Source organism: Kribbella sp. NPDC058245 (genome assembly GCF_042882005.1).
Lineage (GTDB): Bacteria > Actinomycetota > Actinomycetes > Propionibacteriales > Kribbellaceae > Kribbella.
Genome location: NZ_JBHVWY010000020.1, coordinates 26,658 through 40,994, shown reverse-complemented (window position 1 = coordinate 40,994; position 14,337 = coordinate 26,658). Strand labels below are relative to the sequence as shown.

The 14,337-nt window shown below is 67.6% G+C and carries 12 protein-coding genes, 3 tRNA genes and 1 riboswitch; of the genes, 8 read left to right on the top strand and 7 right to left on the bottom strand.

The features are described from left to right. Positions 1-7: 7 nt before the first annotated feature. A complete protein-coding gene (locus tag ACFVWG_RS35800; protein WP_391547920.1) occupies positions 8-634 on the bottom strand; it encodes a histidine phosphatase family protein in 627 nt (208 codons plus the stop codon). Positions 635-677: 43 nt separating this feature from the next. Between ACFVWG_RS35800 and ACFVWG_RS35795 the strand changes: the two genes are divergently transcribed. The 5 genes from ACFVWG_RS35795 to ACFVWG_RS35775 all read left to right on the top strand — a co-directional run bounded on the left by ACFVWG_RS35795 (position 678) and on the right by ACFVWG_RS35775 (position 2,261). Then, the gene (locus ACFVWG_RS35795) at positions 678-1,112 is read left to right on the top strand and encodes a VOC family protein (protein ID WP_391547919.1); all 435 of its coding nucleotides are present in this window, start codon (positions 678-680) and stop codon (positions 1,110-1,112) included. Positions 1,113-1,123: 11 nt separating this feature from the next. Next, positions 1,124-1,831, top strand: coding sequence for a hypothetical protein (locus tag ACFVWG_RS35790; RefSeq protein ID WP_391547918.1), 708 nt, complete (start codon positions 1,124-1,126; stop codon positions 1,829-1,831). Between the two features lie 161 nt (positions 1,832-1,992). Then, a tRNA-Gly gene (locus tag ACFVWG_RS35785) sits at positions 1,993-2,065 on the top strand. Between the two features lie 33 nt (positions 2,066-2,098). Beyond that, positions 2,099-2,169 (top strand) — tRNA-Cys (locus ACFVWG_RS35780). A gap of 20 nt (positions 2,170-2,189) precedes the next feature. After that, a tRNA-Val gene (locus ACFVWG_RS35775) sits at positions 2,190-2,261 on the top strand. A gap of 1,039 nt (positions 2,262-3,300) precedes the next feature. Here ACFVWG_RS35775 and ACFVWG_RS35770 read toward each other — a convergent pair. From ACFVWG_RS35770 to ACFVWG_RS35760, 3 genes are all read right to left on the bottom strand, one after another. Beyond that, complete coding sequence (locus ACFVWG_RS35770) at positions 3,301-4,044, bottom strand: SDR family NAD(P)-dependent oxidoreductase (protein WP_391547917.1); 744 nt, start codon at positions 4,042-4,044, stop codon at positions 3,301-3,303. Between the two features lie 41 nt (positions 4,045-4,085). Further along, positions 4,086-5,168 carry a ribosome small subunit-dependent GTPase A gene (rsgA, locus tag ACFVWG_RS35765; RefSeq protein ID WP_391547916.1) on the bottom strand — a complete coding sequence of 361 codons (1,083 nt, stop codon included), beginning with the start codon at positions 5,166-5,168 and terminating at the stop codon, positions 4,086-4,088. 160 nt (positions 5,169-5,328) lie between these two features. After that, on the bottom strand, positions 5,329-6,561 hold the full coding sequence (locus ACFVWG_RS35760; RefSeq protein ID WP_391547915.1) for a YihY/virulence factor BrkB family protein: 1,233 nt from the start codon (positions 6,559-6,561) through the stop codon (positions 5,329-5,331). An 18-nt stretch (positions 6,562-6,579) separates the two neighbouring features. Between ACFVWG_RS35760 and ACFVWG_RS35755 the strand changes: the two genes are divergently transcribed. From ACFVWG_RS35755 to ACFVWG_RS35745, 3 genes are all read left to right on the top strand, one after another. Next, positions 6,580-8,202 (top strand): acyl-CoA dehydrogenase family protein, encoded by a 1,623-nt coding sequence (locus ACFVWG_RS35755; RefSeq protein WP_391547914.1) that lies wholly within the window; start codon positions 6,580-6,582, stop codon positions 8,200-8,202. Then, positions 8,201-8,283, top strand: a riboswitch (ZMP/ZTP riboswitch). It overlaps the preceding gene by 2 nt. A 28-nt stretch (positions 8,284-8,311) precedes the next feature. Next, positions 8,312-9,763: a glycine hydroxymethyltransferase gene (locus ACFVWG_RS35750; RefSeq protein ID WP_391547913.1), complete on the top strand. Its 1,452-nt coding sequence runs from the start codon at positions 8,312-8,314 to the stop codon at positions 9,761-9,763. A gap of 64 nt (positions 9,764-9,827) precedes the next feature. Next, positions 9,828-10,292 carry a GbsR/MarR family transcriptional regulator gene (locus ACFVWG_RS35745; RefSeq protein ID WP_391547912.1) on the top strand — a complete coding sequence of 155 codons (465 nt, stop codon included), beginning with the start codon at positions 9,828-9,830 and terminating at the stop codon, positions 10,290-10,292. On the opposite strand, the gene ACFVWG_RS35740 is transcribed toward ACFVWG_RS35745, so the two are convergent. The 3 genes from ACFVWG_RS35740 to ACFVWG_RS35730 form a co-directional block, all read right to left on the bottom strand. Next, positions 10,289-11,437: an amidase gene (locus ACFVWG_RS35740; RefSeq protein ID WP_391547911.1), complete on the bottom strand. Its 1,149-nt coding sequence runs from the start codon at positions 11,435-11,437 to the stop codon at positions 10,289-10,291. The genes ACFVWG_RS35745 and ACFVWG_RS35740 overlap by 4 nt on opposite strands. A 123-nt stretch (positions 11,438-11,560) precedes the next feature. Continuing rightward, entirely contained in the window at positions 11,561-13,420 is a 1,860-nt protein-coding gene (locus ACFVWG_RS35735; protein ID WP_391547910.1) for a glycoside hydrolase family 9 protein, read from the bottom strand. 46 nt (positions 13,421-13,466) lie between these two features. Next, positions 13,467-14,027, bottom strand: a complete 561-nt coding sequence (locus tag ACFVWG_RS35730) for a winged helix-turn-helix domain-containing protein (protein ID WP_391547909.1) — start codon at positions 14,025-14,027, stop codon at positions 13,467-13,469. Between the last annotated feature and the right edge of the window lie 310 nt (positions 14,028-14,337).

Sequence of the window (14,337 nt, the reverse complement as noted above, 5' to 3'; positions counted from 1 at the left end):
GGACACGCTAGACGTCCAGGTGGTCAGTTTCGTTGAGCGCTAGGACCTGGTTGCTGTAGTGGGTGTCGTTGCGGCGGAGGGTCGTGATACCGCCCGAGGTGAGGGGGAAGAAGCCTCGGTCGGTGTTGAGCATGGGGATGCCCAGCCAGGCTGAGATGAGGTAGCTGGTGGCGTTGCCGTGGGAGACGATGATTTGCGTCTCGGATTCACGGCTGAGGATTTCCTCTAGGGCCGGGTAGAGGCGTTCGACTAGGTGTAGGCGGGTCTCTGCGCCTTCCGGGCCGTCGTGGTGGGCTAAGCGGTCGCCGTACTCGGGCAGCGGGATGCGGCGTTCTGTTAGCCAGGACTGGGGGCGACCGTCGGCGTCACCGTTGGTGCGTTCGCGAAGGCGTGGGTCGAGGTGCACCTTGGTGTCGAAGCGAGCGGCGATGGTTTCGGCGGTCTGCGTCGTACGGCGTAGGTCGGAGGAGTGGACCTCGACCGGGTTCGCGCCGATCTTGGCCTGCAGTACGTCGGCTATGCGCTCCGCTTGTTGGTGGCCGCGGCGCGTGAGGGCTGAGTCGTACCAACCGCCTACCAGCCCGTCCACGTGATGCTGAGCTTCGGGATGAGTGACTAGGTACAGGTAGCGCATTAATCGCTCTCGTTCTGTCCGGGGACCGACTTAGGGTGAGGGTATGGCATCGGTCAGGCAGGTTCAGGTGACTTTTGATTGTGCTGAGCCCGAGCGGGTGGCTCGGTTCTGGTGTGAGGTGCTGGGGTACGTCGTACCTCCGCCGCCGCCGGGGTTTGAGCCGTGGGATGCGTTCAACGTGTCGTTGCCGGCTGAGGTGCAGGGGTCTGCGTTTGCTTGCGTGGATCCGAATGGCGTGGGGCCTCGGTTGTTCTTTCAGCGGGTGCCGGAGGGCAAGGTGGTGAAGAACCGGGTACACCTTGATGTGCGGGTGGGGACTGGGATGGTCGGTGCCGAGCGGTTGGCCGCATTGAAGGCTGAGCAGGCGCGGCTGGAGAAGCTCGGGGCGACGGTCTTTCAGATCCAAGAAGCTGACGGGTTCAACGAGTCCTGCATCACGATGCTGGATGTCGAAGGAAACGAGTTCTGCTTGGACTAAGGGGCGGCGCGATGCAGGTCGAAGAGGCGCTGGCGTTGTGGGACGAGTTTCCGGTACGGCGGGAGCCGCGGCCGATCGTGTTGATGGACGCGGCGATCGGGCCGGGCCAGTTGCCGCGGATCGAGGATCGGGAACGCGTACTGGGTGTGCGGCCGGTGGTTTCGGATGTCGAACTGCCGCCGGGATTGCTCGATCGATTGCAGCCGATGCACCCCGACGACTCCGATCCGGTGCGGGTGACGAAGGTGCGGCTCGTGTCACCTGAGTTCCGGACGGACCGCGGGCACCGACCACTACCGGCGTACCGGCTTGAGCTTGCTGAACGAGTGCCGCGCACACGAGCGGGTGGCGGGGCCGTCACGTTGCTGATGCTGGATGCCTGGACCGAGTCGCGGATGTGGTGGCCGGAGGGGTTGAGCACTCGCTGGCGGGGCGGATCGCCTGGGATGTCGGCGTCGATGCTGATGGATGGCGGGCGAACGATCCGGCTTTTGTTCGGGGGGTCGCTGCCGTCGTACGCGGCGGTGCGGGTGCGGGCGGTGCATGAATCGTCGACGGCGGTGCTGGTCGAGATCGAGGAGGTTCCGTACCGGCCGGGCTCGCCGGTGCCGCTCGCTCTGGCTGGGCGGATGGTGGTGGTGCGGTTGCCTAGGCCGTTGGGAGGGCGCGTGCTGGTGCACGCGGGCGGGCTTCCGGTCGAGGTGACGGCGGCCGGATGAGGTGCCGAAATCCGGGCCGTTCCCGGCGTGTTGAGTGGACAGAACACGTGGTACTTGTGTGGCTGATGAGGCTGTTTTCAGGCGTGAAAACTCAGTTTTGGAAGACGCCGAAAGTGCGCTACTGTTCTGCTCGCGCCGGAGAACACCAAACCGGTCGTAGTGCGGACGTAGCTCAGTTGGTAGAGCGTAACCTTGCCAAGGTTAAGGTCGCCGGTTCGAGCCCGGTCGTCCGCTCGGAGTTGGTTGTACGAGCCAGGCTTCACGCCTGGTGGAGTGGCCGAGAGGCTAGGCAGCGGCCTGCAAAGCCGTCCACACGGGTTCGAATCCCGTCTCCACCTCTGATGGTTTGCAGTTGCTTGGACGATTGGCGCAGCGGTAGCGCGCTTCCCTGACACGGAAGAGGTCACTGGTTCGATCCCAGTATCGTCCACGAAGGCGATAGGCGAGGTGTGCGGCGCTTTACAGCGCTCGCCGCCTCGCCCTCGTCATTTGTGCGCCTTCGCTTCGCTCGGCGCGAGGCGGGGGCTTCGCCACCCGCACCCCCTACGGCCTCGCTTCGCATCGGCCTCCTGTGGCTGGGCACGCTCCCCGGTTCCCGTAGGTGGCTGGCGTTTGCTCATACGGTTCCGTCTGGCGCTCGCGCTGGTTCGTCGGGTGGCTGGGGTGGATTTGGGGCTTTTGTGACGTACGTGTGGGCTGTTTGCGCATTGTCGGACCGGCGGGTCGCCGTCCGATCGCAGGGTCTCGGGCGATGTGATCGGCGAGCGTGGGGAGGATGTCGACGACTGAACGCACTGTGCTGCCGGACATCGATTCCTGGCGGCAATCTCCTTCCACTCGACGTCGGATCGCTCTTTCTGCGCGGCGACTGAACCCACCGTGCTCGCCCGGGGCAGAGGATGCGGGGAGAGAGGGCGTGGGGGGCGGCGGCGGACCGCCAGCACTGACTAACTCCGCACGGCTCGGACACTTCACGCTCAGCACCACCTGCACAACTAGCCGCGCGAGAGGTTGGACAGTGGCACAGGTCCGGCACCCCGAGGGGCGGCGGATACAGCCCGGGGGTGCGCACTCCCCGCGGGGGGCTTGAACAAGCTATGCCTTGTCCACAGCCCCCATTTCCTGTCCACACCGCCAGCAACTGCAAGCAGGCCGGTGAAACAGCGCCCAGCCAGCCCACCAGCACGCCGGTCAACTGACCCACCACACGGGGAAGAGACCGGTACGCCGCACCACCCCACGAATGGATCAGAAGAGCCGGATTTGGTGGGGCGTCTGCTCGGGTGGTGCCCGTGCTCGTGCTCGCGCCATCAGTGGTGGCGTGAGACAGGTTGTGGTTGGCGGAGACCTGTTGCGTGGGGTCTCCGGCGTCGACTTGCTGTGTCCGGGCGCAACTGGTGGCGTGGGCAACGGCGCTGGGGTCGCGACGACGTCTGGCGATTTGGAGACGACGCTGGCGAGTCCCTGGGTTACATGCGGAGGTGGGAGGCGCCGTTGAAGTCGAGGATGGTGCCGGTGGCGAACTCGGCGGCGGGGCTGGCCAGGTAGAGGATGGCGGCGGCTACTTCGGGTGCGGCGGCTACGCGTTCCAGCGGGCTTTCCAGACGGCGGCGGTCGTAGCCTTCGCCGGCTAGGTTTTCGGCTGCCATGTCGGTGGTGGTCCAGCCGGGGGCGATGGCGGTGACGGCGATGCCTTCGGGACCTAGGGCGCGGGCCAGGGATTGGGTGAAGGAGACGATGGCCGCTTTGGAGGCGCCGTAGGCGGGTTGGTTGGGTTCGCCTCGGAAGGCGCCTCGGGAGGAGACGTTGATGATGCGGCCGCCGCGGGACATGTGGCGGACGGCGCACCAGGTGGCGTTGGCGGGGCCCAGGAGGTTGACGGCGAGGGTGTCGGTCCAGGCTTGCTGCCACTCGGCGTACGTCGTCTCACGGATACGGTGCGGGTGGTAGACGCCGGCGTTGTTGACGAGGACGTCGATCCGGCCCAGGCCGGCCGCAGCCTCGTCCACCATCGCTTGTACGGCGTCCGCGTCGGCGAGGTCGGCGTGAACCAGCACGTGTCCGTCACCCGGGAGAGCCGCCAAGACCTTCTCGGCGGACTCGCGGGACGAGCTGTAGTGGACGGCGACCCGGTCACCGTCGGCGGCAAACGCGTGGGCGGTTGCGGCACCGATGCCGCGCGAAGCTCCAGTGATCAGTACGGCGCGATCCATACCAAGATCATGTCAGTACTTAATTCCACTGCCCCGATCACCTACCGCGGCTTGACGTCGCGGCGGTACGACTTACTCGCCCGCACCCACTCCTTCTTCGCCAACGCGCGCGCCCGTGCATCCGAGCGCCGTGCCATGTACGCCGCCTCCTTGCGCAGCTGCACCCAACTGTCGTACCGCCGATACGGAAGCGTCCCGTCGGCCAACGCCGCCTTCACCGCACAGCCCGGCTCACCGTCGTGCGAGCAGTCCTTGAAGCGGCAGCTCTCCGCTAGCGCAGTGACATCCGGGAACGCCGCGGCCAGCCCCTCACCGTGCTCCTGCAGGCCAATCCCCCGCAGCCCCGGAGTGTCGATCACCACTCCACCACCTGGCAGGACGACGAGCTCACGCCGTACCGACGTATGCCGGCCCTTGCCGTCCTCACGGATCTCCTGCACGTCCAGCAGTTCCACGCCGGCGAGGGCATTCACCAGCGACGACTTGCCCGCGCCACTCGACCCGAGCAACGCCAGCGTCGCGTCATCCGCCAGGAGATCCCGCACCGCGTCCAGGCCCTCGCCGGTGGCTGTACTACAGACCAGTACGTCGGCTCCCGGAGCGGCCGCTGCCACGTCCTCGGCGATGGCGTCCGCATCACCAACCAGGTCTGCCTTCGTCAGTACGACGACCGGCCGCGCACCGCTCTCCCACGCCAGCGCGAGAAAGCGCTCTATCCGGCCGATGTTCGGTTCCGGATGCAGACCGACCACGATCGCGATCACGTCGACGTTCGCGGCCAGCATCTGGCCTTTCGACGTACCGCTGACCTCGGCGCGGACGATCGCCGTACGGCGCGGAGCCAGCGACTCCAGCGTGATGCGGTCGTCAGGCCAATGCCGCAGCACCGCCCAGTCCCCTGTGCAGGGCGCTGCGTGCGGATCACCGGCGATCGCACCGAGGAGCGCGCCCGACCACGAGGCGCGGACCGGACCGTCCTCGGTCAGAACTGTCGCCAGGCCCTTGTCGACGCGGGCGACGCGTCCCGGCACGAGCTCGGCCGGCACAGTCTTCAGAGGCAGTGCTTTGTGAAAGAAGGCGGCTGTGGAGCTGTCCAGTCCCAGAGCCTCGAGTGTCACGGACATGACGAACCTTTCGGAAGGTCCGGCCGCGAGTTCAGCTCAGCGGACGGACGAAACGGGAGACATCGGCCCGGTGCTGGACCTGGTAGTGGCTCATGGCGGGGGCCTCCCTTCCTGTTCCTGCGGGTCCTGATCGAGGACCGGTGATCGCGACGCGACCAGCCTATGTCGTCCGATTCGTCGTGCGCACCGGGTTTTCGGTTCCCGCCGTCGCCGGCTCTTCGTCGGGGGCCGTCGCCGGGGTCACCTCTGCCTTCGGCGGCTCGGCCTCAGCCTTGGCCGCCGCGGGCGCGGGCGCGGGCTCCGACGAGGGCAAGGATTCCGGCAAGGGCTCGGCCAGCTTCTCGATCTTGCGCGCGATCTGCAGCTCGGGCCGCTCGTGCCCGTCCGGTACCCCTGCGTGGTCCGGCTCATCGTGGTGGTGTGGCTCCGGCTCGGCCTTCATCACCGGCTCGATCTCGTCGTCGTCCGCGAACTTCGGCAGCGGCGGCTCCTGCGTCCTGGCCGGCCACAGCCGGTTCACGACCGCGTTCAGAGCAGCACCGATCAGTACGGCGATCGTCGTCATGTACAGCCACATCAGTACGGCGATCGGTGCCGCGAGCGGACCGTAGATCGACGTACCGCCGACGGTGCTCTGCAGGACCCAGCGGAGCACGAAGCTGCCGAGGATCCAGATCGACAGCGCCAGGAACGCGCCCGGCAGGTCGGAGACCCACGGCGTCCGGACCGGTACGGACACGTGGTAGAGCGTGTTCAGGAAGCCCGCCGACAGGATCGTGACGACCGGCCAGTACAGCTGGTTCAGGAAGTCCAGGCGGGCGGGCAGGATCTGGTCGACCGCCTCCGGCCCGGCCAGCACCAGTGGAAGCACGATCACGCCGATGATCAGGGCGACGCTGTACAGGGTGAAGGACAGCGCGCGGGTCCGGACGATGCCGCGCTTGCCGCCCATCCCGTACATGATCGTGATGGTGTCGACGAAGACGTTCAGCGCCCGGCTGCCCGACCACAGAGCCAGCACGAACCCGATCGAGATGACGTCGGGCCGGCCGCCGTTCAGCACCTTGTCCAAGGTCGGCACGATGACGCTGTTCACGGAGTCGTCGGTGAGCGCTCTCGCGGCGAGCTCCGCGATCTCGAGTTTGATCTTCGCGATCTGGACGACGTCGAGCCACCGGCTGATGTACCCGAGGCTTCCGGCCAGACCGAAGATCAGCGGCGGCAGCGAGAGGATCGCGAAGAACGCTCCCTCGGCGGCCAGCCCGGTGACCCGGTAGCGCAGACACTCCCCGACCGTCTGGGTGAGCAGCTTCCAGATCGTCGAGGGGATCTTGCGGACCCATGCCAAGGAGACCGAGCTCCCACTCGCGGGCCCTGCCCCTGAACGTGCCATACCGCTTACCGTACTGATATGGCGGACCCAAACGCTGTAACGAATCAGGCTCCCCCACTGCAAGGGGTGAACTTCTTCACCCGGGACGCGGCGCTCGGTGCCGCTTTGCGCCCGTACGCCGACCTCGCGGACGACCCTGGTCTGGTCCGGATCGGAGAGCTCGCGGGATCGCAGGAAGCGCTCTCTCACGCTCTCCCGGCGAACCAGTATCCGCCGGTTCTGCGGACCCACGACCGGTACGGGAACCGGATCGACGAGGTCGAGTTCCACCCGTCGTGGCACTGGTTGATGGAGCAGGCCGTCGGGTTCGGGCTGCAGGCCGCGCCGTGGACGAGTGACCGGCCGTCGCCGCATCTGACGCGGGCGGCCGGGTTCTACGTCTGGTCGCAGGTCGAGCCGGGCCACGGCTGCCCGATCTCGATGACGTACGCCGCCGTACCGGCGTTGCGGGCTGACGAGCGCCTCGCGGCCGAGTGGGTTCCGCAGTTGGCCGCGACCCAGTACGACGTACGACGGTTGCCCGGCGCAGCCAAGCGTGGCGTGCTGGCCGGGATGGGGATGACCGAGAAGCAGGGTGGATCCGATGTCCGGGCCAACCTGACGACGGCGACGCCTACGGGCGAGGAGTACCTGCTGAACGGGCACAAGTGGTTCTGCTCGGCGCCGCAGGTCGACGTGTTCCTGGTGCTCGCGCAGGCGCCGGACGGGCTGAGCTGTTTCGTCGTACCGCGAGTCCTTGCTGATGGCAACCGGAACACGTTCGCCCTGCAACGGCTGAAGGACAAACTCGGCAATCGCTCCAACGCGTCCAGCGAGGTCGAGTTCCACAACACCATCGGCTACCGCCTGGGTGACGAAGGCGCCGGCGTCCGGACGATCATCGAAATGGTCGCCGCCACCCGCCTCGACTGCGTCCTGGGCTCCGCCGCCCTGCAAAGAAGAGCCCTCGTCGAAGCCACCTGGCACGCCCAGCACCGCTCCGCCTTCGGCAGCCTCCTGGTCGACAAACCCGCCATGCAAAACGTCCTGGCGGACCTGGCGATCGAGAGCGAAGCAGCAACCGCTCTCGCGATGCGTCTGGCCGCGGCGGTCGACGCCTCGGCGTCAGGTGATGAGCGCGCCGGGGCGTTCCGGCGGATCGCGCTTCCCTTGGCGAAGTTCTGGGTTTGTAAGCGGACCTCGTTCATGGTGGCTGAGGCGTTGGAGTGTCTCGGCGGGAACGGGTTCGTGGAGGAGTCGGGGCTGCCGCTGCTCTTCCGGGAGTCGCCGTTGAACTCGATCTGGGAAGGGTCGGGCAACGTCAACGCGCTCGACGTCCTGCGGGCGCTCCGGCGGCCGGAGTCGTTGGAGGCGTGGCTGCTGGAAGTTGGGGCGGCGCAGGGTGCTGATCACCGGCTCGACGCGGCAGTGAGCGACGTACTGCAGGCGCTGTCCGACATCGAGGGGGCTGAGGCCGGGGCGCGGCGGTTGGCCGCGCGGATGGCGTTGTGCCTGCAGGCGTCGCTGCTGGTGCGGTACTCGACGCCCGCGGTGGCGGACGCGTTCGTGGCGTCGCGACTGGCCGGGGACTGGGGCGGCGTGTTCGGGACACTTCCGCGAACGACACCGTTCCGGGAGATCGTCGAGCGCACGATAGGCTGACCGCTGTCGCGACTGGCGCGCTGAAGGTGGAGAACCACCGGGGAGCGAAACCCGTCGGCACCGTGCGCCTGGGTGCCTTCGACCCACTGCAACCGCAGGAGAGACTTCGATGACTCACCAACCCTTCGACGCCGCCGCGGCGTCGGCCGCGTACAACAACGCCCTGCAGGTGATCGCCTCGGTCGAGCCGACCATCGCGGGCGCGATCAAGGCCGAGCTGGCCGACCAGCGCTCCTCGCTGAAGCTGATCGCGAGTGAGAACTACGCCTCCCCCGCCACCTTGCTGACGATGGGCAACTGGCTGTCCGACAAGTACGCCGAGGGCACCGTCGGGCACCGCTTCTACGCCGGCTGCCAGAACGTCGACACCGTCGAGACCGCCGCGGCCGAGCACGCCAAGGCGCTCTTCAACGCCCCGCACGCCTACGTCCAGCCGCACTCCGGGATCGACGCCAACCTGGTCGCCTTCTGGGCGATCCTCGCCCAGCGGATCGAGTCCCCGGCGCTGGCCGAGGTCGGCGCCAAGCACGTCAACGACCTGTCCGACGAGGACTGGGCCAAGCTCCGCAAGGCGCTCGGCGACCAGAAGATGCTCGGCATGTCGCTGGACGCCGGCGGTCACCTGACGCACGGCTTCCGCCCGAACATCTCCGGCAAGATGTTCAACCAGCACTCCTACGGCACCAACGCCGAGACCGGCCTGCTCGACTACGACGAGGTCGCGCGCAAGGCCCGTGAGTTCAAGCCGCTGATCCTGATCGCCGGCTACTCGGCCTACCCGCGCAAGGTGAATTTCGCCAAGATGCGCGAGATCGCCGACGAGGTCGGCGCGACCCTGATGGTCGACATGGCGCACTTCGCCGGTCTGGTCGCGGGCAAGGTCTTCACCGGCGACTTCGACCCGGTACCGCACGCGCACGTCACCACGACCACCACGCACAAGTCCCTGCGCGGACCGCGCGGCGGCATGGTGCTGTGCCAGCCGGAGTTCGCCGAGTCCGTCGACCGCGGTTGCCCGATGGTCCTCGGTGGCCCGCTCAGCCAGACGATGGCCGCCAAGGCGGTCGCGCTGGCCGAGGCCCGCCAGCCGTCGTTCCAGACCTACGCGCAGGCCGTCGCCGACAACGCGGTCACCCTCGCCGAGGGTCTGATGAAGCGTGGCGTCAAGCTCGTCACGGACGGTACGGAGAACCACCTGGTCCTGCTCGACGTCTCGTCGTACGGGATCACCGGCCGCCAGGCCGAGTCGGCGCTGCTCGACGCGGGCATCGTCACCAACCGCAACGCGGTCCCCCGCGACCCGAACGGCGCCTGGTACACCTCGGGTGTCCGGATCGGTACGCCGGCACTCACCACCCGCGGGTTCGGTGCCGACGAGTTCGACAAGGTCGCCGAGCTGATCGTGGACGTGCTGTCCGCCACCACACCGACCAATACGGCCGCCGGTGCGCCGTCCAAGGCCAAGTACGTGTTGGCCGACGGCGTCGCCGACAAGACCCGCGCAGCCTCCGCCGAGATCCTCGACAAGCACCCGCTCTACCCGGGTCTCGAGCTCAGCTGACAGCCCTCACGAGCGCCCGTTCCACAAGCCGTGGAGCGGGCGCTGGTTTGTGTAAGGTTCAATCATGGCGCCCACTCCGGAAGAGATCAGTCAGTACGTCGAACGCTTCGCCGGTGTGATGGCGAACAGCGGCGTACCGACGATGTCGGCCCGGGTGATGGGCCGGATGCTGGTCAGTCCCGATGGCACCATGACCGCGGCAGAACTGGCCGACACCCTCAAGATCAGCCAGCCCGCGGTCTCCGGCGCGGTCCGGCAACTGATCCAGATGTCGTTCATCTCGCGGGAGCGGATGCCCGGTTCGCGCAAGGACCACTACCGGATTCGCGAGGACGTCTTCGCCGCGATTCTCGAACGCCGCAACCAGGCGCTGACCGAGTGGGCCGCCAGCAGCAGCTACGGTGCGAGCCTCTTCGGCACCGACACGACCGTCGGCCGCCGGCTCTCCGAGGCCGCCGACTTCTTCAGCTTCGTGCACGCGGATCTCGAGCAGACCATGAAGGACTGGCGCGCCGAACACCCGCGCTAAAGCTTGACCATCAACTGCTTGGCCACGGCCAGCGCGGTCGCATCGTCGCCGTACCGAGAGACGACCTGCACTCCAACGGGAAGCCCGTCGAGGAGTCCGGCCGGCACGCTCACCGCCGGATGCCCGGTCACGTTGAAGGCCCAGCACGGATCGCCGACGATGATGTTCTCGTTGTACTGGTCGTAGCCGTGGGCAACGGTCAGCGTCGTGGGTGTGACGAGTGCGTCGACGACATCGAACAGATCGGCAAGCGCTGTGTTGTTCCGGTCCCGCACTTGGCGGGCACAAGAGGCTTCTGCCGCGTTGACCCCGCGTCCGGCATCCAGTGCGGACAACGCCTGCCATGCGTCGTCCGTCGGGAGCAGCTCGAGCGGTACGTCGACCACCTCGACGACTGACAAGCAGTCGCGCACAACCCGGTCGACGCCCGGATCCACGGCGTACGCACTGAGGCTAGACAGGTAGGCGACCCGAAAGGGGCCGTCGGCAAGGATCGGCACCGGCCAATGCGGCAACGCGGTCGGATCCAGCCGATGCGGTCCACTCGCGAGGCTCGTCGCCAGCATCACGTCGTCCAGGTTCGCGCCGATCACCCCAGCGGTCGTCAACCCACCCAGGGCCCGCCCGACAGCGCGCGGCACTCGGCCGAGCGTCCCCTTGAATCCCACCAGCCCACAGAACGACGCCGGAATCCTGAGCGACCCACCGCTATCCCCACCAGTCGCCAGCGGTACGACGCCCGCCGCGACCGCCGCCGCTCCCCCAGCCGTCGACCCACCTGACGACCGCGTGAGATCCCACGGGTTCCGTGTGTACTCAGACCCGTTCCACCCATACGTCTGCGAGCCGGGACCCGGTCGCGCCCGCGTCGCCGTACCGATCGGAATCGCTCCCGCCGCCAGCAACCGCTCCAGGATCGGCGACTCCGGCGGCGTCCGAGCCTTCACCAAGAACGGCACCCCAGCCAGCGCCCCGGAGGGATCAACCTCCTTCGCCAGCCGAAGCGCCCGCTCACCATCCAGCTCCTCCAGAAAATGCAGCACCGGATCCAACCGCCGAGCAGCCTCCAGCGCCTCCTCGATCACCTTAACGGCATCCAGCGAACCCGCCTGAACCCCGGCCGCGATCTCCCCCGCACTCAGCACCCCGCAACTGTAGACGTGTACCGAAGAACGGGTAGAGGTCACCGCTGGGCCGCGCTGCCCCGCCTACCAGCATCGTGCGGGTACCTCCACAGGCCGACCACTACCCGTCCGTCGGTACAGCTCCTAGCGGGTGAGGGCGTAGACGGCGATGGCGGCGAAGTCGTCGGCGGGTTCGGAGGCTTGCCAGGAGCGGACGTCGTCGACGTAGCGCGAGCCGTGGCCGGTGAACTCGGCGTAGGCGTCGACGCCGTTGGCCGGGCACGGGTTCATGCCGTCGAGGTTGTCCCCGAGTCCTTCCTCGAAGAGCTCCGCCGAGTTCGGCCCGTTGACGACGGCACCCACGACCTGGCGGCCGGTGATGTTGCCGATCTGGTGGTGCGGGCAGCGCCCGGGGTTCGCGCCGACGCCGACCATGAACGACACACCCCACGCGTTGGCCCCGAACGCCCAGTCGAGCTGCTGCGCACCGAAGGCGTCGTACTGGCGGTCGCCCGTCGCCTTGTGGTAGAGGCGCGCGGTCGCGGACAGGCCAAAGGTGTGCGGTACGGCGTCAAAGTTGGCGTACTGCGCTCCCGCCCGGAACGGATCACCGGCCGCCCGCTTGGCCCCGATCTCGAGCTGCGCCCGCAGATCACTCGTCAGCTTGCGAACCAACGGACGGTCCGGCCGCGCCGCGCGGATCAGGTCCGCATGCGCCAGCGCGCTCACGTCGTACAGGTTGAGCGTGTCGCCTCCAGCCTCGTGCTGCAGATACTGATCAGCCCAGTACGACGCCTGCCGCACCCAACCGGATGCTCGCCGATCGCCCAACCGCTGAGCCGCCAGCGCCAGCTCAGTCGCGCCCAACTCGAGGTCATCGCGCCACGCGGACTCTGGGTAGAAGGCAAACGGCAGCGACGTCACCAACTGGCCGACCCCAGTGGTCTTGGCCATCGCATAGATCTGCGCCGCGGTCTCCAAATGCTTGCGAGCCAGCTTGCGATCGGTCCGCGCCTCGACCTGCGCCGCGAGCGCGAAAGCGGCCGCCGTCCGGCCGGCCAGGTTCGGGCTGATCGGCTTCCCCGGCGCCGCGGCGCGGAACACCGGCCGGTTGCGCAGGTGACGTTCCGCGGGCGCGGTCAGGTGGTCGTCCGCCTCCGGCAGCCGCCAGATGTCGTGGTCGCCGATGAACGTCTCTTCGGCGTTCCCGGTCCCGACGCCGACCTGGATGTAGAGGGTCTTCGACCGCTCGTCCCACATCTTGTCGAGCCAGTTGAGCCCGTGCCGAGCCTCGTTCAGTACCTTGCTATCCGGCTGCCGCGCATCCCGGGTCGATGCCCACAGCAACGATTCCGAGTACGCCGCGATGTGCGTGAACTTCAGGTAGTCGCCGGCGTCGTACCAGCCGCCCTCGACATCCACCGGAGCACCGATCCGGCGCAACTCCCCCACCGTCTGATCGGTCTCCGGATCGACGAACGTCGGTGTCTCATAAACCGACGCGGACCGATCCGTCAGGTGCGCAGGCTTGCGCCCGAGCGAACCCGGTACGACGTTCGCGCCGTCCCGCTGCTCGGTGAAGAACGTCACCGCCTTGTCCTTCGCCGACGTCGCCAGCGCATCCCCATCAGCCCGGATGACAAAAGCAGGCGACGACGCAACCCCTGGCACCTCGACCCGATACGTCCCCGGCACCCACAACCGTGAGAGGTCCAGCGCGGACACGTGCTGGTACTTCGCGTTCCACTCCCCCAGTTCAGTGCCGACGCGCCCGGTCAGCACCTGCCGGCCGCGGTCGTCCACCACCCGGAAGGCACGACCGGTCACAGCACCCTGGCTCAGCACATACGCCGCCTTACCGTCGAAGGCGCCGTACCCCAGCTGATTGACCCGCACCGCACCCCCGGTCGCGGCCTCGACCGGACCGACCAGGCCCAGCACCAGCCCCGCCGCCATCAGAACCGACCCCACCCGCCACAACGCCTTCACCACGACCTCCTCCATCAACAGTTAGGAAAGTTTCCTGTTGATCCGAGGAAAAGTACAGGGCTTACGGCTGCGCCGGCACTCCTTGGGCGAACAGATACACCGGCTCCGCCTCCGCTTCGGTCGACGGCTGGTCGACGTACTCCTCGAGCACGTCCTGCAACCGGCCTCGGAGCTCGGCCAGCCGCTCCGGCGTCAGGCGCAGCCAGACATCGAGCGTCAGCTCCGCTTCGGCCCACGCCGTGCCGTACTCCGGGCGGCGCGCAACCCAGTCCCGGACCTTGGCGGCGCGGTACGTGACATTGCTCTCCTCGGCCACCCCGCCGATCAGCTCCGCGCCCGGCTCGTCATCGCCGAGACGCCACGAGTACGACGACCAGACGCTCTTCCACCACCGCTCGCGCTTGTCCTTCGCCAGCTCGGGGACCTCCTCGATCACCCCGGCGGTCGCGAGCACCTTGAGGTGATGACTGATGTTGCCGACCATCTCCCCCGTGGTGGCCGCCAGAATCGAGACGGTGGACGGCCCGTCGACGGCCAGGAGGTCGAGCAGGCGGCGCCGTAGCGGATGATCCACGGCCTGGACCCGGGATGCTCCGGGCGTGCGGGCCCTCTTGGGTGACATGCCGTCCAGGGTAGTTAGACAAGATTGCTTGTACAAGTCCCATTGCCTGCACGATTTCAGGCGTGGAACAATTCCCACCAGACTGGTGGAGATAGCCACATCGTGAGATCGCATCTCGCGATGCAGGATGATGGGTTGATTTGTCGGCCGTTCCCGCTGACTCTTGTGAACATGCTCGCTGCCCGCTCCACTCACCTCGTAGGTCGGATTCATGTCGACCTCGGGCGGATGCGCAGCGCCATCTGTTGTCCTTCGATGTTCTGACAGCCACCCCGCCGGGCCTGCTCGAGGCCCCCTGATCTCCCCGATC